At 44.2% G+C, this 24,930-nt stretch carries 21 protein-coding genes; 9 read left to right on the forward strand and 12 right to left on the reverse strand.

Going from position 1 to position 24,930, the window contains the following annotated elements; translation table 11 throughout:
- Window positions 1-157: 157 nt before the first annotated feature.
- The 6 genes from lpdA to ampD form a co-directional block, all read right to left on the reverse strand.
- Complete coding sequence (gene lpdA / locus KYS23_RS05440) at window positions 158-1,579, reverse strand: dihydrolipoyl dehydrogenase (protein ID WP_218418189.1); 1,422 nt, start codon at window positions 1,577-1,579, stop codon at window positions 158-160.
- Between the two features lie 128 nt (window positions 1,580-1,707).
- Window positions 1,708-3,711 (reverse strand): pyruvate dehydrogenase complex dihydrolipoyllysine-residue acetyltransferase, encoded by a 2,004-nt coding sequence (aceF, locus tag KYS23_RS05445; protein WP_218418190.1) that lies wholly within the window; start codon window positions 3,709-3,711, stop codon window positions 1,708-1,710.
- 26 nt (window positions 3,712-3,737) lie between these two features.
- Complete coding sequence (gene aceE / locus KYS23_RS05450; RefSeq protein WP_159532729.1) at window positions 3,738-6,413, reverse strand: pyruvate dehydrogenase (acetyl-transferring), homodimeric type; 2,676 nt, start codon at window positions 6,411-6,413, stop codon at window positions 3,738-3,740.
- A gap of 202 nt (window positions 6,414-6,615) precedes the next feature.
- Window positions 6,616-7,362: a GntR family transcriptional regulator gene (locus KYS23_RS05455; RefSeq protein ID WP_159532731.1), complete on the reverse strand. Its 747-nt coding sequence runs from the start codon at window positions 7,360-7,362 to the stop codon at window positions 6,616-6,618.
- A 319-nt stretch (window positions 7,363-7,681) separates the two neighbouring features.
- On the reverse strand, window positions 7,682-8,551 hold the full coding sequence (gene ampE / locus KYS23_RS05460) for a beta-lactamase regulator AmpE (RefSeq protein ID WP_159532733.1): 870 nt from the start codon (window positions 8,549-8,551) through the stop codon (window positions 7,682-7,684).
- Between the two features lie 69 nt (window positions 8,552-8,620).
- Window positions 8,621-9,181, reverse strand: a complete 561-nt coding sequence (gene ampD / locus KYS23_RS05465) for a 1,6-anhydro-N-acetylmuramyl-L-alanine amidase AmpD (RefSeq protein WP_159532735.1) — start codon at window positions 9,179-9,181, stop codon at window positions 8,621-8,623.
- Between the two features lie 438 nt (window positions 9,182-9,619).
- Here ampD and KYS23_RS05470 point away from each other — a divergent pair, with 438 nt between their 5' ends.
- From KYS23_RS05470 to KYS23_RS05510, 9 genes are all read left to right on the forward strand, one after another.
- Window positions 9,620-10,150, forward strand: a complete 531-nt coding sequence (locus KYS23_RS05470; protein ID WP_126873769.1) for a retropepsin-like aspartic protease family protein — start codon at window positions 9,620-9,622, stop codon at window positions 10,148-10,150.
- A gap of 18 nt (window positions 10,151-10,168) precedes the next feature.
- Window positions 10,169-11,023, forward strand: a complete 855-nt coding sequence (gene nadC, locus KYS23_RS05475) for a carboxylating nicotinate-nucleotide diphosphorylase (protein WP_218418191.1) — start codon at window positions 10,169-10,171, stop codon at window positions 11,021-11,023.
- 373 nt (window positions 11,024-11,396) lie between these two features.
- The gene (locus KYS23_RS05480; protein WP_201299312.1) at window positions 11,397-11,813 is read left to right on the forward strand and encodes a pilin; all 417 of its coding nucleotides are present in this window, start codon (window positions 11,397-11,399) and stop codon (window positions 11,811-11,813) included.
- 66 nt (window positions 11,814-11,879) lie between these two features.
- On the forward strand, window positions 11,880-13,088 hold the full coding sequence (locus tag KYS23_RS05485) for a type II secretion system F family protein (RefSeq protein WP_218397374.1): 1,209 nt from the start codon (window positions 11,880-11,882) through the stop codon (window positions 13,086-13,088).
- Window positions 13,089-13,197: 109 nt separating this feature from the next.
- Complete coding sequence (locus KYS23_RS05490; protein WP_218418192.1) at window positions 13,198-14,103, forward strand: prepilin peptidase; 906 nt, start codon at window positions 13,198-13,200, stop codon at window positions 14,101-14,103.
- Entirely contained in the window at window positions 14,103-14,774 is a 672-nt protein-coding gene (gene coaE / locus KYS23_RS05495) for a dephospho-CoA kinase (protein ID WP_218418193.1), read from the forward strand. The genes KYS23_RS05490 and coaE overlap by 1 nt, the downstream gene beginning before the upstream one ends.
- Before the next feature lie 128 nt (window positions 14,775-14,902).
- Window positions 14,903-15,655: a cell division protein ZapD gene (gene zapD, locus KYS23_RS05500; protein WP_159532747.1), complete on the forward strand. Its 753-nt coding sequence runs from the start codon at window positions 14,903-14,905 to the stop codon at window positions 15,653-15,655.
- Between the two features lie 41 nt (window positions 15,656-15,696).
- Window positions 15,697-15,924: a DNA gyrase inhibitor YacG gene (gene yacG / locus KYS23_RS05505; RefSeq protein WP_159532749.1), complete on the forward strand. Its 228-nt coding sequence runs from the start codon at window positions 15,697-15,699 to the stop codon at window positions 15,922-15,924.
- Window positions 15,925-15,934: 10 nt separating this feature from the next.
- A complete protein-coding gene (locus KYS23_RS05510) occupies window positions 15,935-16,813 on the forward strand; it encodes an aspartoacylase (protein WP_159532751.1) in 879 nt (292 codons plus the stop codon).
- A 115-nt stretch (window positions 16,814-16,928) separates the two neighbouring features.
- Here KYS23_RS05510 and mutT read toward each other — a convergent pair whose 3' ends face one another.
- The 6 genes from mutT to ftsA form a co-directional block, all read right to left on the reverse strand.
- Window positions 16,929-17,324, reverse strand: a complete 396-nt coding sequence (gene mutT, locus KYS23_RS05515) for an 8-oxo-dGTP diphosphatase MutT (RefSeq protein ID WP_218418194.1) — start codon at window positions 17,322-17,324, stop codon at window positions 16,929-16,931.
- The gene (gene secA, locus KYS23_RS05520; RefSeq protein ID WP_159532755.1) at window positions 17,324-20,041 is read right to left on the reverse strand and encodes a preprotein translocase subunit SecA; all 2,718 of its coding nucleotides are present in this window, start codon (window positions 20,039-20,041) and stop codon (window positions 17,324-17,326) included. The genes mutT and secA overlap by 1 nt, the downstream gene beginning before the upstream one ends.
- Before the next feature lie 149 nt (window positions 20,042-20,190).
- A complete protein-coding gene (locus tag KYS23_RS05525) occupies window positions 20,191-21,069 on the reverse strand; it encodes a M23 family metallopeptidase (RefSeq protein WP_159532756.1) in 879 nt (292 codons plus the stop codon).
- A gap of 205 nt (window positions 21,070-21,274) precedes the next feature.
- Window positions 21,275-22,186, reverse strand: coding sequence for a UDP-3-O-acyl-N-acetylglucosamine deacetylase (gene lpxC, locus KYS23_RS05530; RefSeq protein ID WP_159532758.1), 912 nt, complete (start codon window positions 22,184-22,186; stop codon window positions 21,275-21,277).
- Window positions 22,187-22,422: 236 nt separating this feature from the next.
- Window positions 22,423-23,592, reverse strand: coding sequence for a cell division protein FtsZ (gene ftsZ / locus KYS23_RS05535; RefSeq protein WP_159532760.1), 1,170 nt, complete (start codon window positions 23,590-23,592; stop codon window positions 22,423-22,425).
- Between the two features lie 102 nt (window positions 23,593-23,694).
- Complete coding sequence (gene ftsA / locus KYS23_RS05540; RefSeq protein WP_013782941.1) at window positions 23,695-24,924, reverse strand: cell division protein FtsA; 1,230 nt, start codon at window positions 24,922-24,924, stop codon at window positions 23,695-23,697.
- Between the last annotated feature and the right edge of the window lie 6 nt (window positions 24,925-24,930).

Raw genomic sequence — 24,930 nt, forward strand, 5'->3', positions numbered from 1 at the left:
TAACTTCCTCTTTTAAGAATAGGCAATAGTTCTGAGTTACGCCACCTAAGAATACCTAAAAAAAGAATTAAGTAATTACAATCGTTTTCAATTATGACCAAAAACAAAAAACCCGCCAATTGGCGGGTTTTAATGTTATCCATAAACTATGGATAACTTACTTCTTTTTCTTTGCCTTTGCATTTGGCAAATCGGTAATACTACCTTCAAAGATTTCAGACGCTAAGCCGATAGACTCGTTAAGTGTTGGGTGAGCATGAATTGTTAATGCAACATCTTCTGCATCTGCCCCCATTTCAACAGCAAGACCAATTTCGCCAAGCATTTCGCCCGCGTTAGTACCTACCATTGCCCCACCTAGTACACGACCAGTGTCTTTTTCAAAAATCATTTTAGTCATACCGTTTGTTGCGTCAGACGCAATGGCACGACCAGAAGCAGCCCATGGGAATAACGCTGTTTCGTAGCTTAAACCTTGCTCTTTCGCTTCTTTCTCGGTAACACCAACCCAGGCAACTTCTGGCTCAGTATACGCTACTGAAGGAATACCACGGGGGTCAAAGTAGTGTTTTTGCCCAGCAATAACTTCAGCTGCAACATGACCTTCGTGAACCGCTTTATGCGCAAGCATAGGTTGGCCAACTAAGTCACCGATAGCGAAGATATGTTCAACGTTAGTACGCATTTGCTTATCAACGTTGATAAAGCCACGGTCGTCAACGTTAACACCAGCAGTGTCTGCACCAACCATTTTACCGTTTGGACGACGTCCAACCGCCACTAATACTTTGTCGTAGCGTACTTGCTCTGAAGGTGCATTTTTGCCTTCAAACGTTACGTATAAGCCGTCATCTTTTGCTTCAACCGCAGTCACTTTGGTTTCAAGCATGATGTTGAATTTTTCTTTATAATCTTTCATGAAGACTTTCATGATGTCTTTATCAGCAGCTGGAATAAGCTGGTCTAAAAATTCAACAACATCAATTTTTGAACCTAGTGCTTCGTATACTGTACCCATTTCTAGACCAATAATACCGCCACCAAGTACTAGCATTTTCTCTGGAATATCTTTCATTTCCAAAGCGCCAGTTGAGTCGATAATACGATCGTCTTCTGGAATAAACGGAAGGCTTACAGGCTCAGAACCCGCAGCAATAATCGCTTTTTCAAAAGTAATAGTAGTAACGTCGTCACCATTTTTCACTTCAAGGGTATTAGCACCGGTAAATTTACCGTAACCTTTTACGTGCTTGGTTTTACGCATTTTAGACATGCCGCCAAGACCGTTAGTCAGCTGTTTTACAACGCTGTCTTTATATTCGCGAATTTTGTCTAAATCGATTTTAGGTTCGCCAAAAGTCACACCATGGCTTGCCAAGTGCTTCGCTTCTTTCATTACTTTCGCTACGTGAAGTAATGCTTTTGAAGGAATACAACCAACGTTAAGACATACGCCGCCTAGCACTTCGCGTGAATCAACAATAACGGTTTCTATGCCTAAGTCGGCAGCACGGAATGCTGCAGAGTAACCGCCAGGGCCGCCGCCCAGTACCACTAATTGCGTTTTAATTTCGCTCATTGTGAACCTCAATCCTATTTTTTGTTATCTATCACCTTGTGTGTAATAGCATAACCTAAATACTGCCCCAAGGGCTTATAAAATCACCGAGAATGTTCATGATATAACAAACATTCTCGTTTTTTTATTTAAAGTATAATTCTGCGCAAATCAGTTAAGTTTGCAGCCACTTCAGTAGAGAACCTTGCACCTACTGCGCCATCGATAACACGGTGGTCGTAAGATAAGCTTAATGGAACCATTAGACGAGGTTCAAACTCGCTACCATTCCACTTCGGTTTCATATCAGACTTAGAAACACCAAGGATAGCAACTTCAGGGGCATTCACAATTGGTGTGAACGCTGTTCCGCCAATTCCGCCTAAACTTGAAATGGTGAACGTACCGCCTTGCATATCTGAAGACTTCAGCTTGCCGTCGCGTGCTTTCTTCGACGTTTCAATAAGCTCTTGAGACAACTGCTCAATACCTTTCTTGTTCACGTCTTTGATTACCGGCACTACCAAGCCACCTGGCGTTTCTACCGCAATACCAATGTTGATGAATTTCTTGATAATCAAGCTTTCACCATCATCAGAAAGCGAAGAGTTAAATACTTCGTATTTCTCTAGTGCTTTCGCGACTGCTTTCATGATGAAAACAAGTGGCGTGATCTTCAAGCCAGACTTAATTTTCGCATGATACGCGTTTTGTTCTTTACGGAACGCTTCTACGTCGGTGATATCAGCCTCATCAAACTGTGTTACATGAGGGATAGTCGCCCAGTTACGGTGTAAGAACGGACCAGAAATCTTTTGAATACGCGACAGCTTAACTTCTTCAACTTCACCAAACTTGCTGTGATCAACAGGTTTAACCGGCACAATTTGAAGTACGTTATCGCCTGCTGGTGCAGCTGCACTTGCAGTACTGCCTTTAGGCTTAGCAAGTTCAGCTTTCACGTAAGCCTGAACGTCTTCTTTTAGAATACGGCTCTTAGGGCCTGTTCCATTAACAAGGGTAAGGTCTACACCAAACTCTCTTGCTACACGACGTACAGAAGGAGAAGCATGTGCTTTACCGTTGCCTTTAGGCGCTGAAGCTTCTTGTGCTGGTACAGGAGGCTTATTTTGCGCAGCTGGTTTTTCAGCCGCTTTCGGCTTCTCAGGCGCAGATTCCGCTTTCTTCGGTGCAGGTGCTTCGCTACTAGCTGAACCGTCACTTCCGGCAGTTTCCAGCTTAACCACTAGCGTACCTTGCTTAACTTTGTCACCGGCTTTAATGAAGACTTCTTTTACTGTACCTGCATGGGTAGAAGGCACATCCATTGTCGCTTTATCAGTTTCAAGGGTAATAAGACCATCTTCTTTCTCAATGGTGTCGCCCACAGAAACTAATACATCGATAACGTCTACTTCGCCGTCTTCACCAATATCAGGTACTTCAACCTCTACTACGCCGCCAGCAGATGCTGAAGACGGGGCAGATGAAGCCGCGTCGTCAGAAGATGATTCAGCCGCAGGTGCCGCTTTTTCAGAACTTGACTGAGCAGGCGCATCGCTGCTAGCTGCTTCACCACTTCCAGCGGTTTCTAGTTTAATAACTAGCGTACCTTCTTTTACTTTGTCGCCAGTACTGATGAATACTTCTTTCACCTTACCTGCGTGAGTAGAAGGCACATCCATAGTCGCTTTATCGGTTTCTAGCGTAATAAGCCCATCTTCTTTCTCGATGGTATCGCCTACAGAAACCAGTACATCAATAACATCTACTTCGCCGTCGTCACCAATATCAGGAACCGCAACTTCTATCACTTCACCGCCACCTGATGCTGCTGGCGCTGCTTCTGATTTGCTTTCTTCTTTTGGTGCTTCAGCTGGCTCTTCTTTCTCTTCAGAAGAGGCTTCTTCGCCACCTGCTTTTTTCATTTCGCCGATAACATCGCCTTCTTTAATCTTGTCGCCAACGGCAACAGATAAGCTAACGATTTCACCTTCAAATGGTGCAGGAATGTCCATAGAGGCTTTGTCACTTTCTACAGTAACAACGCCTTCATCTGCATCAATGGTGTCGCCTACGGCAACACATAGCTCGATAACTTCAACTTCGTCACCGCCTACATCCGGTACGATAATCTTTTGAATATCTGACATATGTAAAATACCTTATCTGCCTGTGACTACGCGTAAAGTGGGTTTAGTTTTTCAACGTTAATATCAAAACGTTTTATCGCTTCAGCAACATCTTTCTTATCGAAATCACCGCGCTGCGCTAACTCGTACAATGAAGCCACTACAATGTATGCAGCGTTCACTTCAAAGTGAGTACGCAAGTTTTCACGGCTGTCACTTCTACCAAAACCATCAGTACCTAGGCAGCGATAATCTGTATCGATAAATGCGCGAACCTGATCAGAGTAGTTCTTAACGTAATCAGTTGCAGAAATAGCAGGACCTGCATCTTTCGTAATAACTTGACCAATGTAAGCTGTTTTCTGATCTGATTCTGGATTCAACATGTTCCAGCGCGCCACTTCTTGACCTTCACGAGCCAATTCGTTGAACGAGGTTACCGAGTAAACGTCTGAAGAAACGTTGTAATCGTCACAAAGAATTTGTGCCGCTTTGCGTACTTCATTCAAGATAGTACCCGAGCCCATTAACTGTACATTGGTCTTGGTCTTCTTGTTTTCAACTCGTTCAAGCTTATAAATACCTTTAATGATTTGATCAGCGACGTCATCACCTTCAGGCATAGCTGGGTGTTGGTAGTTCTCGTTCATCAATGTTAGGTAATAGAATACGTTTTCGTTGTTGCCATACATACGGCGTAAACCGTCTTGTACAATAACAGCCACTTCGTATCCGTAAGTTGGATCGTAAGTTACACAGTTCGGGATAAGGTTCGCTTGAACATGTGAATGTCCATCTTGGTGCTGTAGACCTTCACCGTTCAATGTGGTTCTACCTGCGGTAGCACCTAACAAGAAACCTCTTGCTTGGCTATCGCCAGCTGCCCACGCCAAGTCGCCAACACGTTGGAAACCAAACATTGAGTAGTAAATGTAGAACGGAATAGTAGTGGCGTTACAGGTTGAGTAAGACGTACCTGCCGCTACCCACGATGCCATTGCACCTAATTCGTTAATACCTTCCTGCAATACCTGGCCTTTTTTATCTTCACGATAGTAAGCCACTTGGTCAGCATCTTGTGGAACGTACTTTTGGCCTTCGTTAGCATAAATGCCCACTTGGCGGAACAGCCCTTCCATACCGAATGTACGTGCTTCATCAGGAATAATTGGCACAATACGCTTACCAATCTTCTTGTCTTTCAATAATGCGTTAAGTACTCGCACGAAAGTCATAGTAGACGAAACTGAACGATCGCCAGAGCCTTTTAAAATTGCATCAAATGCTTTTAGCTCAGGTACTTCAAGTTGCTCGTCAGCTTGTTCTCTACGAGAAGGTAAGTAACCGCCTAAAGACTCACGACGCTCGCGCAAGTACTTCATTTCTTCACTGTCTTCAGGGAACTTGAAGTAAGGAAGTTCTTCAATCTTCTCATCAGCGATTGGAATGTTGAAACGATCGCGGAATACTTTAAGTGAATCTACGTCCATCTTCTTCACGTTATGCGCAATGTTCAAGGCTTCACCTGAAGCACCTAACCCAAAGCCTTTAACGGTTTTAGCAAGAATCACCGTTGGACGACCTTTGGTTTCTTTCGCTTTTTGATAAGCAGCAAAGACTTTTACTGGATCGTGTCCACCACGGTTCAAGCGCCAGATGTCATCATCAGACATATTCGCGACAAGTGCAGCCGTTTCTGGGTACTTGTTGAAGAAGTTTTCGCGAGTGTATTTACCACCCTTCGCTTTACAGTTCTGGTACTCACCGTCTACGGTTTCGCCCATTAACTGAATAAGTTTGCCTGATTTATCACGGGCAAGAAGCTCATCCCAGTAACTGCCCCAAATAACTTTAACCACTTCCCAGCCTGCGCCGCGGAATGTGCCTTCAAGTTCTTGGATAATTTTGCCGTTACCACGAACTGGGCCGTCTAGGCGCTGTAGGTTACAGTTGATAACGAAAGTTAGGTTATCTAGGCCTTCACGTGAAGCAAGACCAATAGCACCCAATGATTCTGGCTCATCACACTCGCCGTCTCCCATGTAGCAGTATACGCGCTGTTCAGAACAGTCTTTAATACCACGGTTAGTGAGGTACTTAAGGAAACGTGCAGTATAAATGGCTTGAAGTGGACCTAAGCCCATCGATACTGTTGGGAACTGCCAGTAATCTTTCATCAAATGAGGGTGCGGGTATGAAGATAGACCTTCACCAGCGCATTCTTGACGGAAGTTATTTAGCTGTTCTTCAGAAAGGTTACCTTCAATGAAAGAACGGGCATAAATTCCTGGAGAGATATGACCTTGTGCAAAGATAAAGTCGCCACCAGCGTTTTCTGTCGGCGCTTTAAAGAAGTGGTTAAAACCAACATCATATAGCATGGCAGATGACGCAAAACTACCAATGTGACCACCAAGCTCTAAGTCTTTCTTAGAAGCACGTAATACAATCATCAATGCATTCCAACGAATGGCGGCACGAATGCGTGCTTCAATCGTTAGGTCGCCAGGCATTTTTGGCTCTTGCGCTGAAGGAATTGTATTGATGTACGCTGTGGTGGCGTCGTACGGTAAGTGCGCTCCGCTACGACGAGCCTTATCAATAAGTTTCTCGAGTAGATAATGGGCGCGTTCTACACCTTCCTCTTCCAAAACAGATTCAAGAGCATCAATCCACTCTTTAGTTTCTTGAGGATCCACATCTTGGTGCATCATATCAGTCATGGTGCCATCCTATTTTTGCTTTATATATAGAGAATTCTTCCTTCGACCTAATTATCGAAAGAAGAATGACCAAATTACGTTGTACTCGCTGTGAACCTTAATGGCTCACCTGTGCTTTTTGCATATCGCAGTCGCTAAAATTCTCTTTACGCTTCTGCTTATGTAATCACGCCTAATAAATCTGGGTATACAAGAAGGCATGTTAAATTTCTAATCGACGTAACGCGCGCTGTACACGAGTGTCACGCTGATTAATGGTTAATAATGTCTTTTCAATGAACGCTAGGTGCGTATTACACGCCTGACGTGCCGCTTCTGGATCCCGAGCGGCGATAGCTTCAACAATTTCTCGTCTTTGACGAGCAATATCGGCCACTGCATCGGGGTGAGTCGCTAACATATCAAAGTTACGTTCAATGTTTTCCACCAGCATACTCTGCATGGTGCTCATCACATGTAAAAGCACCATGTTATGCGATGCTCTTGCCATAATGATGTAGAACTTCCCCAGCGCTTCAGCTTGGTCCCGCTTACTTTCTTCGGGTGCTGGCGTGGGTAGTTCATTAAGCGCATTTTTCAGCGCTTCATAATCTTCGGGTTGCCCACGAAGCGCTGCGTAATATGCTGCCATTCCTTCTAGGGCATGACGGAACTCGAGTAAATCGAACTGAGTCTCAGGCCGTTTACTGACAAGTGCCATCAGTGGGTCTTTCATGGCTGAGTTAAGGTTGCGGTTTACAAACGTGCCGCCCCCCTGCTTGCGCTCAACCAATCCACGCGCTTGAAGATTACCTATGGCTTCTCGTAAGGAAGGCCGCGATACCTCAAACTGAATCGCAAGTTCACGCTCTGGTGGCAATTTCTGACCTGCCAATAAGCTCCCATCCAAAATCATGGATTCAAGCTGCTCGGTGATAACATCGGCAAGTTTTTTTCGCTGCTGACGCATGCGTGACTGTCTTCCTTCATCTACTTGAGTATGCGACTATTTTGTAAACAAGTAAGGTCTACAGCCACAATTGGTAATACCATTTTACCTATATAGTTTAAGATAGATCGAAAGTGAGGTAAATACTCTCAAGCATAGCAAACTTGCAAGGAGTTGCTTGTTGTTAAGCTTTATTGTTGAATTTGTTGCAAAAATTTAGCAAACTCGCACTGGTCTGATGAGGTGAAGCAACCAGCATATAAGACGTGAAATGCCTGATCTATAAATGAAAAATTTATAGACCAGGATAGAATGGTAATACGTTTGTTAACTGAAATAGTTAAGCAAGGGTGCCAATAACGGTTAGCGCAGACGTGATAACAAGCAGAAAAATAACATTACGTTTTGCTAACTTGACCAGCACTTTAGGCTCTACAGCTGCATTTTCTGTCTGAGCTTTATATTCTTCAGCCGTTAACATTTCGGCTTTTGACGATACTCGTGTCAGTAAGTCATAGGCAGAGATATTCAAAGAAAGAACGTCTTTAAGCCATTCAGGAAGTGCACGTGAAAAGTGCCCCATCATGAGCATGCCAAAAGCGGTGACGCGTACTGGTATGAAGTCAAGTGCGAACATTAACTTGCCCGCCGCCATGGACAACGGGTGTTGAGAAGCGCAGAAGCGCTCAGTGGCACTTCTGCTGAAACAGTAAAACACGGCGCCTGGTGCACCAAATGCAATGAACCACAACATCACCGCAGCGTAGTGCTGGTAGTTCAGCCAAGTAAGGTGTTGGCCGAAGCTTTTTCCTTCAGCCATGGCCGTTCCGTCGCTGGCACGCTTGCTACCGCAATGCCCTAATTGGTCGGTGTACATACTGCAAGCCTGTAAATCGCCTCGGTCTGCGGCATTCAAAAAGCATTTATAAGTGGCGCGTAACACCGGACAACCAATACATAAAAACAAAACCACACTTTGTTCAATGAAAGTAAGGAAAGCACCAAACAGCCAATATTCTATTAACCCGATAGCAAGCGCAGGCAGCAACATATAGAGGTAAAAGGCAACGGATGGCGTGTCTTCCTCTAGCCATTTGCGTTCGTTTAGCCAATTTTGATAGGCGGCTGCATAACGCTCGATGTGCCATACCGGTGTTTTAGTAATGAGCCTTTCAAGACTTAATACCAGCAGTAAACTCATTAGTATCATGTTTATTCCCTACCATAAAAATGCTGAATTGTGGGTAATTAACCGGCGTTTAACCGCTTGCTTACCTTTTTATCTTCTGGTCTTGCTAGTGATGTTAGTTAAATCGAGTGACTGTCTGTAGCGTGGCCAATCGAACGTAACACCTGGGTCGGTCTTTCGCCCTGGAGAAATATCATTATGGCCTATAATTCGTCCTAACGTTATTCGCGGATACTGTTGCAATATAAACCCACTCAATTTCGTAAGTTGTTCATATTGGGCATCGGTATAAGGCAGTGTGTCGGTGCCTTCTAATTCGATACCAATGGTGAAGTCGTTGCAACGAGAACGCCCTTGAAACGTCGATAACCCTGCATGCCATGCCCGCTTATTAAAGGGCACAAACTGCTCTATCTCGCCGGTACGGTAAATAACGCAATGGGCAGACACCCTAATCCCTGCTATTTCTTTATAAAACGGGTGCTCGTCGGGATTTAACGTACCGGTAAACAATTCACGGATACCTGAGGTACCAAACTGTGACGGTGGCAACGATATATTATGAATGACCAACACGCTCACATCATTTTCGTCGGGCCGTTCATCATAATGGGGGCAATCAATTTGCGTCGCGGGCTCGTATAACACCATAAATTTTCAAAATTCGTTACCTTGTTTTCATTAATAACAGTGTGACACCAGCTGCCCAAGGGCACAAGCTCGCAAGCGTAGGATTCAGCTTCAAGATGTATAGCAGTAAGTCAGCATCCATTTAAAACACGCCGTAAACCCATCCATGGGGGCTCTATGCAGCTCCCTGCTGCATAAGGTTTTAAATGGATGCTGCCTTACTGCTTTGACGAGTGGCCACTAGAGTTGAGCGTTAATAATGTTTCAAGATAAATTGCCCAGACGGCTTTACTCTCAAACTCACCTTACACTTAATAATCGCTAGCGTTTCTTGAAAAAGAAAAAAGTGCTACCCCTTACTGCATAAAGTTTCACTGGGTACGAACTCCTTTAGTTAGGCCGATACATTTATATATGCGTAGAAAGGCGGTATAAATAGAACGTATAAAAAGAAGTGAGATGTTTTATATGAGTGAAGATGATTCTGTAGGTGAGAATTCTGCGGCAAAGTATATGGTAGTGCTGGCGTGGATTTGTGGGTTTGGCCTGCTGGTCTATGTCTTTTCTGGCTTGCTCGATAAGCAAGTTAACCCTAATAGCGAACCCCAATCACAGCGTATTGGGTCACAAACCGAAGTGCGCTTGAAACAAAACCGTGCAGGGCATTATGTGACTTCTGGCTTTATTAATGGCGAAGAAGTGGTGTTTCTGGTGGATACAGGCGCTACCGATGTGTCTATTCCTGCGCATTTAGCCCAGCGACTTCAACTACAAGCTGGACGAAAAGGCTTAGCCAATACGGCGAATGGAACGGTTACCGTTGCTGAATCACGTATTGATACCCTTCGAATTGGTGACATTGTGTTAAACAATGTTAGCGCAAACCTAAACCCCGGTATGCAAAGTGAGCATATCTTGCTAGGAATGAGTGTTTTACGGCAATTAGAGTTTACTCAGCGCGGAGATTGGTTAATATTGCGTACCCTATAACTCTAAACAGCGAACCTCATGATTTCACCCGACATTAACGCCATCCGCGAACAAGTTTCTCTCGCACTTATTGAAGATTTAGGTGGCGAGCTAAACGCGCATAACGACATTACTGCGAACTTAATAGATGAAAGCGAAAACGCGACTGCCACTATTATTACCCGTGAGCATTGTGTAATTTGCGGGGTCACTTGGGTTGAGCAAGCGTTTGCGTTAGTTGATGAGCACCTAGAATTAGTATGGAATGTAAACGATGGCGATATGGTTGAGGCAAACACTACCCTGCTTACCTTAACAGGGTCGGCTCGTGCCATTCTTACTGCCGAGCGTGTAGCGCTTAATTTTCTGCAAACCCTTTCAGCGACGGCAACAGTGACGGCAAGCTACGCTAAGTTGCTAGCAGGAAGCAACACCAAAATTCTTGATACTCGCAAAACCTTGCCAGGTCTTCGTATGGCACAGAAGTACGCTGTGCATTGTGGCGGCGGACAAAATCATCGTATTGGTTTGTTTGATGCGTTTTTAATTAAAGAAAACCACATTTTTTCCTGCGGCTCTATAGCGAAAGCAATCAGCCGTGCTAAAGAAATGAAACCTGGTAAGCCTGTTGAAGTAGAAGTAGAAAGCTTAGATGAATTGCAACAAGCACTTCTTGCAGAGGCTGACATTGTTATGTTGGATAACTTTACCAACGAACAGATCCAAAAGGCAGTAGCGCTAACCCAAGGGCAATGTAAACTGGAAGTGTCAGGTAACATTACCGATGAACGGTTATCGTCGCTAGCAACACTGGGTATAGACTATATATCATCAGGTGCCTTAACCAAGAATGTGAAGGCAATTGATTTGTCGCTAAGAGTGAATTTAACGTAATAAAGATTGCTGATAGCTTGCGTTAACATTACATGTAACAGTTCACATGACGTGCTTAGGTATAAAGTCACTCTACGACCTTAGTAGGCACGTTTCATCGGTTTCGTTCTAAGCAGTATAGTTATCTATACGTACGAAAGTTGTAAATTTACACCAAATTTCAACAACATAGGTCTGAAAAGCCCTTTTTGAACGTGTCATACTGAAAAAGTCAGACATAGGTATTTTTCTGCATACTTGTCACTGACCTATTAATTTATATACTTAGATTCAAGTACCAGGGACGTTGAAGGACGACTCAGGTATAAACGTCAATTTGAATTACATTTAAACTTAACGTGCTATACACGTCCCGGAGAAAACCATGATGAACATGAATACTAAAAACCAAAAGGGTTTCACCCTAATCGAATTAATGATCGTTGTTGCCATTATCGGTATTTTGGCGGCAATCGCTTTACCTGCTTATCAAACTTATACTCAAAAATCTAAGTTTACAGAAGTAGTAATGGCTACTACTGCATTTAAAACAGCTTTTGAAGTTTCTGCTCAAACGGGCGAGTTTTCTGCGAACGGATTAGCCGATGCTGATGCCGGAACTAACGGCCTTCCTAAAGATCTTACGACTGCAACTGGACGCGTTGCCTCCGTAACTATCAAAGATGGCGTTATCACGGCAACTGGAACATCTGAAGTAGGCAGTTACACTTACATTCTGACTCCTAATGGCGTTACAGCTCCGATTCAATGGGCTAAGACAGGAACATGTGTAGCTGAAGGAGTCTGTTAACGAGTTATCGTATAATTTAAGGGAAGTGCAATTGCACTTCCCTTTTTTATTAAAGGAAGAATATTTGTGAAAGCCGCAATAGTTTACGAATGGCAAGGTAAAGATGGGCGAGGTAACAGCCGCAAAGGTGAGATATCGGCTGCCAACCTTAAAGAAGCCAAAATGCAACTTCGTAAACAAGGCGTTTCAGTCAGAAAAGTAAAAAAACAGCAGAAATCCCTATTTAGTCGTGGCGGCCAAAAAATCACCGCTGCAGACATTTCAGTATTTTCTCGCCAAATTGCCACTATGTTGGCCGCAGGTGTTACCCTTATCCAATCTTTAGACATGATATCTCAAGGTCATGCCAAAGCATCAATGCGTAAATTGCTCGGCGATATCACTAACGAAGTCCGCTCAGGAAACCCGTTATCAAATTCACTGCGTAAATATCCTGAATATTTTGACGATTTATATTGCGACTTGGTTTACACCGGAGAGCAATCTGGTGCGCTTGAAACAATTTACGACCGAATCGCTACTTATAAAGAAAAAGCGGAAGCACTTAAATCAAAAATTAAGAAAGCGATGTTCTACCCAATTGCGGTTGTCGTGGTGGCATTCATTGTAACCACTATCTTGCTGGTTTTCGTGGTACCACAATTCGAAGAAATTTTTAGTAGTTTTGGGGCGGAGCTTCCTGCATTTACACTTTTCGTACTCGCTATCTCAAATTTTGTGCAAAGTTACGGGATATTCATAGGCATTGGCATTGGTATAGCTGGCTACTTGTTTATGCGTGCCCATAAGAAAAGTCAAAAATTTCGCGATAGGGTTGATAAAGCGGTTCTCAAAATTCCCATCATTGGGGAAATACTCAAAAAAGCCAGTATCGCGCGATTCACTCGCACCCTCGCAACCACCTTTGCTGCAGGTGTACCTTTAATCGGCGCTCTTGAATCGGCTGCTGGCGCCTCGGGCAATGCGGTATTTAGAGACGCTATCTTATATATACGAAAAGAAGTGGCTGGCGGAATGCCCATGCATACATCAATGCGAACCACCAATGTATTTCCCGATATGGTGACGCAAATGGTCGCCATTGGTGAAGAGTCTGGCTCGGTTGATGCCATGCTCAGTAAAATTGCCACCATATATGAAGCTGAAGTGGATGATATGGTCGATGGCTTAACCAGCTTATTAGAGCCAATGATTATGGCTGTGCTAGGTGTGGTGATTGGCGGTCTTATCATCGCCATGTACCTTCCCATATTTGAAATGGGTAATGTGGTATAACCTTTACGCCACACAAAACATATTTGTTCGTGCTTTACATAGAATTAGGCTTGCCCCCCGCAGGCCTTTTTTGCATTATTAACCCAAATAAAAAAGAGAACGCTATTTTATGGAAGCGATATTGCTTACCAGCCAATTATACCCGTGGTTATTCTACCTCTTTGTTTTCGTGGTTAGCTTAATGGTAGGAAGCTTCTTAAATGTAGTTATTCATCGCTTGCCCATTATGATGGAAAACAGTTGGAAGCAGGAATACGCCAGTTACTTTAGTGAAACAGACAGCGAAAATGAAGATACTCAAGTTGCTAGCGAGCAAACTCTTCCTGAAACGTTTAATTTAGCCAAGCCAGATAGTACCTGCCCTAGTTGTGGACACAAAATTCGAGCATGGGAAAATATTCCCATCATTAGTTATCTATTTCTTCGCGGTAAATGCGCTAACTGTAAAACCCCTATTTCTATTCGCTACCCATTAGTAGAGTTATTTACAGCGCTTCCTTGTACCTTCGCCGCCTACTATTTTGGCCCCACCCCTCAAGCAATATGGGCGGTGATATTTACTTATATCCTTATTACCCTAATTTTTATCGATTTAGATAAAATGCTACTTCCGGACCAACTCACCCTGCCCTTGCTTTGGCTAGGCTTGGTGCTTAGTACTCAATCGGTATTTGTTGGGCCTGTTGACGCCATTATTGGTGCAGCCGCCGGATATTTAAGTTTATGGTCTGTATTTTGGTTGTTTAAAATAGTCACAGGCAAAGAAGGTATGGGATATGGCGACTTCAAAATATTAGCAGCCCTTGGCGCCTTCACTGGCTGGCAAGGTTTACCCATCATTATTTTATTGTCTTCAATAGTCGGCGCAATCGCTGGGATTGCCATTATGATGTTCCAAAACAAAGGAAAATCATTGGCTATCCCCTTCGGGCCTTATTTGGCCGTTGCAGGTTGGATAACCTTATTTTATAAAGACACGATTATTACCCACTATTTAAAATGGGCACTGCAGTAATGGCAGCAACGAAAACAGCACAAGCACACACAAAGGGGCCATCGAATAAAAGCGATAAAATCGTGATTGGCCTTACTGGCGGAATTGGAAGCGGAAAGTCTGCCGCCACGAATAAATTTTCGGCGTTAGGTATTGATATTATCGACGCCGATGAAGTGGCCCGGGAAGTCGTTACTCCTGGCAGTGAAGGGTTGGCTAGAATAACCGAGCACTTCGGACGCAATATTTTGTTAGAAGATGGCACCCTAAACAGAGCAGCGTTACGAGAACGTGTTTTTAATAATAGCGAAGAAAAGCAATGGCTCAATCAATTGTTACATCCGCTTATTCGCAAAACTATGCTGCAACAGATAGCTGACTCGACGAGCCACTATTGTATTTTATCAGTACCCTTATTGGTCGAGGGCAACCTTAGTGAATTATGCGACCTAATCGTTGTGGTAGATTGCCCCGAATCAATGCAGCTTGAACGAGCCATGCAGCGTGATGGCAGTACCAAGAAAATTATTGAAAGTATTATGGCTTCGCAAGCGACGAGAAAGGAGCGATTAGCCGCTGCTGATGATGTTATCGATAATAGTAAAACCTTTGAGTTCCTCAACGAGCAGGTGCTCGCGTTGCACGGTAAATACACCCGTAAATATGATGCAAATAGCGAAAAAACTTCGTAAATACGGTTTTCCTGCAACTTTTTTCCTTAAAACCCGTCAAATACTTAATTGATTATGAAAGTAGGCTTGGCTTAGGGCAGTTCATGCATTAGGCTTTAGGGTTAAGTCTATGTGTTTTAAGGATATCCATGAGCGAAGCTGTATTCGAATTTCCCCTAAAGGAAAAAGTGCGTAACTATCTGCGCGTAGAGCAGCTTCTTGGGCAGTTAAAAAGCACCGCGAAATCTGACAGTGTGCCACTGCAAATGGTTTTCTTTGAGCAGTTATTTGAGTTACTCGACTTAATTGAGAGACTAGATCTACGCTCAGACATGAGCAAAGATTTAGATGCCCACGAAAAAAACCTCGTTTACTGGTCGCAACACCCCAAGATAGACAGTGCCGCACTAGATCAAGCACTCAAAACCATTGTAAACCTAAAGCAAAAGCTTAAAACCGACCGTCGCTTTGGCAGCGCACTTAAAGAAGATAAGCTGCTAAGTGCGATTAGACAACGGTTCGCTATTCCAGGTGGCTCATGTAGCTTTGACCTACCCAACCTTCACTTTTGGCTACAGCAACCCGCCGAGGTTCGCCAACAAGAAATCGGCCAATGGCTCGACACCTTAAGTTTGCTAGACGACACCATTGCGGTAAGCCTGTCTTTTATTCGTGAACGCGGACAATTTAAATCGGTTACCGCAGATAACGGGTTTTATCAGGGTGCTGCTGAAGATAAAAACGAACTTATCCGTATTAAATGCCGAGTAGATGAAGGTTACTACCCTACCCTTAGCGGTAATAAATACCGCTATGCCTTGCGCTTTTTATGGTTTTCCCCTGCTGAAGGCCAAAACGCGGCTGTTGAATCTAATATTCAGTTTAAACTGGCAGCCTGTTAAACTACTCCTATTGTAATTTTAACCTGCCACTGGAGTGATTCATGGTTGTAGATTGCCCGATTTGCGCGAAGTCGGTTCCTTGGAATAGTGATAGCGAATTTCGCCCTTTTTGTAGTAAGAAATGCCAACTTATTGATTTAGGTGAATGGGCATCAGAGGAAAGGAAAATTGCTGCAAAGCCATCTGAACAGCCTTCCGCCAAAGAAGTCGACATTGAAGAAATAGAAGCAATGCTTGCAAAACAGTCTGACGACTTTTTCAAACACTAATAGGAAGTATATGATTAATAAAATTGCGCTTGTTGGTGGAACACATGGTAATGAAACCAGTGGTATTCAACTTATTCATAATTGGCAATCTCAAGGGTTTTCTGACGCGCTATCATCGCGGTTTTCATCACTGGACGTGTCGCTTACCATTGCTAATCCAGAGGCCCTAAGCGCTAATGTGCGGTTTATTGAAGAAGATTTGAATCGTCAGTTCACCCTAGAAGCGTTAAGCAACCCCAGCGATGCTAAAGAGGCTAAGCTAGCCAAGCAGCTTAATCAACAGTTTGGCCCTAAAGGTAACTCTACCACTGACTTGGTTATTGATATTCACAATACCACCAGTAACATGGGCGCGACGCTAATCATCTTAGAAGCTGATGACTTCCATATTCAGCTCGCGCGATTTGTGAAGCATCATATGCCTGAAGCAAACATTCTTTTAGAAGATGAAAAGCCGTATTTAGAGCACGGTTATTTGTGTACCACGGGCAAACGTGGCGTAATGATTGAGGTAGGCGCACAACCTCAAGGTGTGTTGCGAGAAGACGTTTATTTGCTTACCCAAACCATGGCTGAAGTTATTCTCGATTTTTGCCAAGCGTATAACACAGATAGCCTTGAACAATACCCTGAATGCGAGGTGTTTAGACTAGGGGAAAATATCAAATTTCCACTCAATGACGAGGGTAAACGTACCGCGATGATCCACCATTCATTGCAGGACAATGACTTCGCCCCGCTCATTCCCGGCGCACCGGTATTTCGCTCTTTTGATGGTAAAGATATTGAATGGCAAGAAGCACATGAAACCTACCCTCATTTCATTAATGAGGCGGCTTATCACAAGCTGGATGTGGCTTTTGCCACTGCAACAAGGCTTATGCTGTAAGCCTATAACACTCGTGAGCTAGATATAAAAAAGGGCGATCTGTTAATACCGCCCTTTGTGTATCTATTTTTGAAATATGAAGACTAGGTTGAGCTGTGATTGGCCAAGCCTGAGGTTACTTCAAGTATTTCTGTTGAAGCGCATCGATTATAGCCACATTAGCTGCTGGAAATTCACTAGCTTCCAATGCACTTACTTCAACCCAGCGCGTTTGTTGGTTTTCCTTACCATCAGGCTCACCGTTAAACGCACTCACAGCATGCACATCAAGCTTAACAAGCTTGTCGCCATAATCATGCTCTATAACAATCAACGGCTCGCTAGACTGCACTTGAATACCAATTTCTTCCTGCAACTCTCGGCGGAGCGCATCTAGCACAGATTCGATAGCTTCAACTTTACCGCCAGGAAATTCCCATTTACCACCCTGATGAGCGTTATCAGCACGTAGGCTGATAAACACTTGTGTGCCGCGAAGTACTACCCCAACGGCAACATGCACAAGTTTCATTAGCTTAATTTACCGTGGCACTGCTTGTATTTTTTGCCAGAGCCGCATGGGCAAGGGTCGTTACGACCTACTTTAGGGCCGTCACGTACCTCTGTACGTACCTTATCGCTTGCTGCTTCTGGCGGTGCATCTGTAGCTGACGCATTTTCGTGTTCAAACTGCTTAGGCACGTTATCCGCTTGACGACGCTGTTCTTCAACTTTCTCAACGTCTTCTTCAGCTTGCACTTTCACACGTGAAAGAATAGTAATCACTTCAACTTTCAATGCTTCTAGCATCTGTGAGAAAAGAGCAAACGACTCGCGCTTGTATTCTTGCTTCGGATTTTTCTGCGCGTAGCTGCGTAGTCCAATACCTTGACGAAGGTGATCCATTGCCGCCAAATGCTCTTTCCAATGGCTGTCTAGGTTTTGTAGCATCACGGCTTTTTCAAACTGACGAAGTACTTGCTCGCCCACTACCGCTTCTTTTTCTTTGTAGCTAGAAACCACGTCATCATGAATACGCTCACGGAGCTTTTCTTCATAAAGCTTATCGTCGTTTTCTAACCAGTTTTGAATGGGTAAGTCTACGGCGAAGTCAGCGCGTAAACGCTCTTCTAATCCTTTCACATCCCACATTTCTTCTAGAGATTGTGGTGGAATATATTCATCAACCACACCGCTTACCACATCTTCGCGGATTACTGCGATGGTTTCGCTAATGTCGCCTTCATCAAGCAACTCATTGCGCTGCTCATAAATCACTTTACGTTGGTCGTTTGCCACATCATCGTATTCAAGTAGTTGCTTACGAATATCGAAGTTACGACCTTCTACTTTACGTTGGGCGTTTTCGATAGCGCGGGTTACCCATGGGTGTTCAATGGCTTCGCCTTTTTCCATCCCTAAGCGCTTCATCATGTTGCCCATTTTTTCAGAGGCAAATATACGCATTAGTGCATCATCAAGAGACAAGTAAAAACGGCTTGAACCTGGGTCACCCTGACGACCTGAGCGACCACGAAGCTGGTTATCGATACGGCGAGACTCATGGCGCTCTGTACCAATGATATGCAAACCGCCTGATGCTAAAACAGCATCGTGACGTACTTTCCACTCAGCCTTAATCTTGTCGATTTGTGCTTGAGTAGGGTTTTCAATTTTTTCGATTTCTGCTTGCCAGTTACCGCCAAGCACAATATCCGTACCACGACCCGCCATGTTGGTTGCAATAGTCACTGCACCAGGCTTACCGGCTTGAGCAACAATGTCAGCTTCATGTTCGTGGAACTTAGCGTTAAGTACTTTATGGGGAATTTTGCTTTTCTTAAGAACCCGAGACAACAACTCAGAGTTTTCAATCGATACTGTCCCTACCAAGGTAGGCTGACCGCGCTCAACACAGGCTTTAATATCTTCTACGATAGCATCGTATTTTTCTTCTGCAGTTAAGTAAATAAGGTCGGCCTTATCTTTACGCTGCATAGGTTTATTGGTTGGCAACACAACCGTTTCTAGGCTGTAAATATGCTGAAACTCGAACGCTTCCGTATCGGCAGTACCTGTCATACCCGCAAGTTTGTTGTACAAACGGAAGTAGTTTTGGAAGGTAATAGACGCTAGGGTTTGGTTCTCGTTTTGAATCTTCACACCTTCTTTCGCTTCAACAGCTTGGTGTAAACCTTCAGACCATCGGCGGCCTTCCATTGTGCGGCCGGTATGTTCATCAACAATAACAATTTGATCTTCTTTAACGATGTAATCTACGTCTTTAGAGAACAATTTGTGCGCGCGAAGGGCAGCATTTATGTGGTGAAGTAATGAAATATTACCCGCAGCAAATAACGATTCGCCTTCTGGTAATACGCCTGCACGATGCAAAATTTCTTCTACATGACCCTGGCCACGTTCAGTTAAGTGAATTTGTTTCGCTTTAAGGTCGATAGTGTAATCACCGTCGCCTTCTTTGCCTTCTTCGTCTTCTTCTTCTTGCTGAATCAATTCAGGTATAACTAAATTAATACGGCGGTAAAGTTCAGAACTGTCTTCTGCCTGACCGGAAATAATAAGCGGAGTACGAGCCTCATCAATTAAGATTGAATCTACTTCATCCACTACAGCAAAGTTAAGTGGGCGCTGAACGCGGTCTTGCGGGCTAAACGCCATATTGTCGCGCAAGTAATCAAAACCGAATTCGTTGTTCGTACCATAGGTAACGTCAGCTTGATAGGCGTCACGCTTTTGCTCGTGCGCCATACCAGGTACGTTACAACCTACACGCATACCCAAAAAAGTGAACAGCTGGTTTGCCCATTCAGCATCACGCTTAGCAAGGTAATCGTTCACGGTAATAACGTGAACCCCTTTACCTGATAGGGCATTTAAATAAGTTGGCAAGGTAGCGGTAAGGGTTTTACCTTCACCGGTACGCATTTCTGAAATTTTACCTTCGTGTAATACTTGGCCGCCCAGCATTTGCACGTCGAAGTGGCGCATGCCGTACACACGTTTACTTGCCTCACGTACTGTAGCAAAAGCTTCGTACATGAGATCTTCAAGGCTTTCGCCTTTTTCGATTCGCTGTTTAAACTCAGCCGTTTTTGCTTTTAACGCCTCATCAGAAAGCTGTTCATACTCTGCTTCCAGTGCATTGATGGCATCTACATTTTTTTGTAATTTTTTTAATAGACGGTCGTTTCGGCTACCGAACACTTTTCTAAGGATGCTTGAAAACATTAGCTTGTTATTTCCACTACTTGTCGAGACGCCGCACGGTAAGAGCACAGCTGCGATTAAACGTAAAAGACACTACCTCTAAAGATAATGCCAAGCGATGACTAATTGTTGCGCAAGCTGAACGCTTACTTACCTGGCTGCTGCCGTGTTTACTTTTTATAAACGTATGGCAGAGGATCGATTTGCTTACCGTTTCTTATTACTTCGTAGTGAACATGAACGCCAGTAGAGCGCCCTGTATTACCCATTTTAGCGATAGCTTGACCCTTGGTCACCACGTCGCCTATTGAGACAGATAACGTTTCATTGTGCCCATAACGGGTAATAAAACCATCACCATGTTCTATTTCTACTAGATGCCCGTAACCGCTACGTTCGCCCGCCCAGGTAACAATACCTGCCGCAGTAGCTAAAACGTCATCACCCGCTTTACCAGCGAAATCTAAGCCTTTATGCATGGCTGTTTCACCAGTGAAGGGGTCGGCGCGCATACCATAATAAGATGACAACCATCCCGATGCTATCGGTCGACCAGATAATTGACTCTGCTCATGGATATGGTGACCCCTCACCAAACTTTCAAGCATAGAAAGCTGCTGAGATTTTACGTCGAGAGATTGCTGGAGCTTATTAATCTCGCTGAGTAAGGGATCATCTTGGAGGTTGTCCGGTATCGATACAGGTACAAAAGCGTCCAGGTCAGCCGCTGTCATACCTAATTCTGTTGCTATCTGCTTTCCTTTATCATCGAGCATAGTCGCTTGTGCTGAAAGCTCGGCAATATGAGAAATCAAAGTTTGTAATTTAATGGTGGTCTGTTGTTTGAGTGCTTCAACGTCTTGTTGCGTTTCATTCACTTCAGATTGTGCCAGGCGAACCCTAGCCACATCTTCAGACACAGATTCTGTGGAACGACTAGACACTAACATAAATATAGACGACAACACGGTCGCGCTCACCAGCGTACGTACACTGATGCTATGACGATAGCGTTTGTTCTTGCCTGATAGCGTTATTGTTAGCTTCATACCACAAATAGGAAATTTCTGTCGTGCTCAGTGAACTTCCAATACCTGTTTGCTAACAAACATAGACACGGCTGAAGGCCGGACTGGAACGTAAAGAAGTTATGGCACATTAATTATAATTATATAGATTGCTTACTTTATCATTGTTTAGTCTAAAAGCTAAACGAAAAAAAGCCGCCATGTAGGCGGCTTTTTATATACCGGTTTACGCTAATACTGGTTGAGCGTAACGTATAGGTGCTTTGTCTTGAGAATCGTACGTTATAAATTCCCAGCAGTCTTTCTGCGCAAGTACGGCGTTCAATAGTTTGTTGTTCAAACCGTGCCCTGTTTTATAAGCGCGCAATTCACCAATCAGGCTATGACCGCCTAAGTACAAATCACCAATAGCATCTAGAATTTTATGCTTTAAAAATTCGTCGTCGTAACGTAAGCCTTCAGGGTTTAACACGCGAAATTCATCAAGTGCTACCGCATTTTCCATGCTGCCGCCCAATGCTAAGTTATTAGCATTCATGTATTCAAGGTCGCGCATAAAACCGAAGGTACGTGCACGGCTTACTTCGTTCACATAAGAGCATGAATCGAAATCCATGGTCATATGTTGACGAGTTTGGCTGATAACTGGGTGATCGAAGTCAATTTGGAAGTCGACACGGAAACCATCATAAGGCACTAATTCGGCCCACTTATCGCCATCTTCAACGCGAACGGTTTTCTTAATACGGATAAAGCGCTTAAGGGCGTTCAACTCTTCTATTCCTGCTGATTGAAGCAAGAATACGAAGGGGCTAGCACTACCATCCATAATAGGTAGCTCGTTGCTATCAACTTCAACAATGATGTTGTCGATACCAAGCCCTGCAAGCGCAGATGCCAAATGTTCAACGGTTTGAATAGTTACGCCGTCTTCATTATTCAAACAGGTACACAGCATGGTATTACCCACCGCGTTTGCACGCGACGGGATATCAACATGAGGTTCAAGGTCAACACGCCTAAACACAATTCCCGTGTTCGCAGGCGCAGGCCGGAGAGTCATTGTGACCTTTTCCCCTTTATGAAGCCCAATTCCGGTTTCTTGCACCGGGTGCTTGATTGTACGTTGTCTAATCATCTGCTTATGCTTTTACCTATAAAAAAAGCGGTCGCGAATTATAGTGACTTACCACTTATTTGTCAAAAAATACGCAATTTGGACCATTCGCGAATCCAAAATTTTACGCGCAATTAGCCACTCTGGTCACTAATCCGGAAAAATTCCAGTTTAAAACCTACCAGACATATAGTGCCCTTAATACCGTTCTGACAACAGTATTTCAGAAAAATTCACTTCAATTTCAGCGAGGTGAATTAGTCTGCTTGCTTACGCAAAAACGCGGGAATATCTAGATACTCTAAATCATTACCAGGTTGCGCTTCATCTTCAGCTTTAAGTGCTTGGTTGCCTTCAGTACTGCCAACCGATGCTGAACGAGGTTCAGATGCTGTTGTGTTACCGTACTCTTTAGCTGGCGTAGTTAAACGCGAACCTTCTGAGCTTACTAGCGAAATGTCAGGCTTGCGCTCTGCGCCAATACCGGTTGCAACAACCGTTACGCGCAGCTCATCTGTCATTTCCATGTCAATAACGGTACCCACAACCACTGTCGCATTTTCAGAAGCAAACGCTTTAACAGCGTTACCAACAGTTTCAAACTCATCAATAGCGAAATCTGGACCGGCTGTGATATTCACAAGAATACCCCGCGCACCTGACAAATCGATATCTTCAAGTAGCGGACTAGCAATTGCTGATTCAGACGCTTCTTCAGCGCGGTCTGGACCACTTGCTGAACCACTGCCCATCATTGCTTTACCCATTTCAGACATTACTGTACGTACGTCGGCGAAATCCACGTTGATCAATCCAGGGCGAGTAATGAGCTCTGCAATCCCCTGAACAGCGCCACGCAATACGTCGTTCGCTGCGCTGAATGCTTGAAGTAAAGGCGTACCTGGCCCCATCACCTTTAACAATTTCTCGTTAGGAATAGTGATAAGTGAATCTACGTTGTTAGCCAGTTCAACAATGCCCTGCTCTGCAAACGTAGTACGCTTTTTACCTTCAAATGGGAATGGCTTGGTAACAACAGCCACAGTAAGAATTCCCATTTCACGGGCAATTTTTGCCACTTCAGGTGCTGCACCAGTACCTGTACCACCACCCATACCTGCGGTGATGAAAACCATATCTGCGCCATCTAATGCTTGGCGAATGGTTTCTCTGTCTTCGTGTGCAGCGTCGCGTCCAATGTTAGGATCGGCGCCTGCGCCTAAACCTTTAGTAACACTTGAACCAATTTGTAAGGTAACGTCAGCATTTGAGCTGCGCAGTACCTGCGCGTCGGTGTTTATCGCAATAAACTCTACGCCTTCAATGCTTTGAGACACCATGTGCTCAACTGCATTTCCGCCGCCGCCACCAACGCCGATGACTTTGATTACGGCTTCTTCGCCGTGACTATCCATTAATTCGAACATACTTACTCTCCGGTTGTACGTCTTCTATGCTTCGCTACGACACATAGTCGATTATCTGCATCCTGCGAATCGTGATGCCGTAGCTATAGCGACCCCAAAAAATTAAAATTCACCTTTAAACCAGCTTTGCACGCGATGAAATAAACTCTCACCAGGTTTCTGCTTACTGGACTTCTTATTATCTGCTTGCACTTTGCCGTATTGCAGAAGCCCTACGACGGTTGCAAATCCTGCATCATCAACGTATTCAGACAAGCCTTTAACGTTGATTGGGTTGCCTACTCTCACAGGCATCTGGAAAATTTCCTCGGCAAATTCGACCGCACCTTCCATTTTGGCGGTACCACCAGTTAGCACTAAGCCGGCGGCAATTTGCTCTTCCAGACCACTGGCACGAATTTCATCATGTACCAGTTCAAAAAGTTCTTGGTATCGAGGCTCAATCACTTCAGCTAGCGTATGTCGCGACATGACTCGCGCGGCACGCCCGCCTACACTGGGCACTTCAATACTTTCTTCCATACTGACCATGTCTTTCAGCGCGCAGGCATAATTAACTTTAATCTCTTCTGCGTTACTGATTGGCGTACGGAAAATCTTAGCGATGTCGCTGGTAATCTGATTACCGGCAACAGGGATAACAGCGGTATGCCTAATGGCACCATCTGTGTAAATAACGATATCCATGGTGCCACCACCAATATCAACTACACACACCCCTAATTCACGTTCATCGTCCGTTAGCACAGCATAACTTGATGCCAATGCTGAAAATATCAATTGGTCGGCGTTTAGTTCACAGCGCTCAACACACTTCACTAAATTTTTCGCCATATCGTCTGCACAGGTAATAATGTGTGCATCAGCTTCCATTCTTACGCCTGACATGCCAATTGGGTTCTTAATTCCTTCTTGCACATCAATAGTAAATTCTTGTGGTAAAACATGAAGTAACCTGCGTTCAGCTGCAATAGGAACACTACGTGCTGCGTGAATAACGTTATCTACATCTTCTTGGGTTACTTCTTGGTTGTTAATGGGCACCATACCGTTTTCGTTTTGGCATTTTACGTGACGGCCTGAAATGGACATGAACACTGAAGAAACACGGCAATCTGCCATGAGCTCCATTTCATTTACCGCACGTTGCACCGACTTAACCACAAGGTTTAAGTCATTTACGCCGCCTTTATCCATGCCTTTTGCGGCATGCGTACCGACACCGACAATACTGATTTGATCGTCGTCTAACAGCTCGCCCACCACAGCCTTTACCTGGCTAGTGCCTATATCTAAGCCTACAATCAAATTACGTTCAGCAGGTTTTGACATGGTTTC

Origin of the sequence: Alteromonas lipotrueae (genome assembly GCF_019249255.1) — a bacterium.
Classification (GTDB): Bacteria; Pseudomonadota; Gammaproteobacteria; order Enterobacterales; family Alteromonadaceae; genus Alteromonas; species Alteromonas lipotrueae.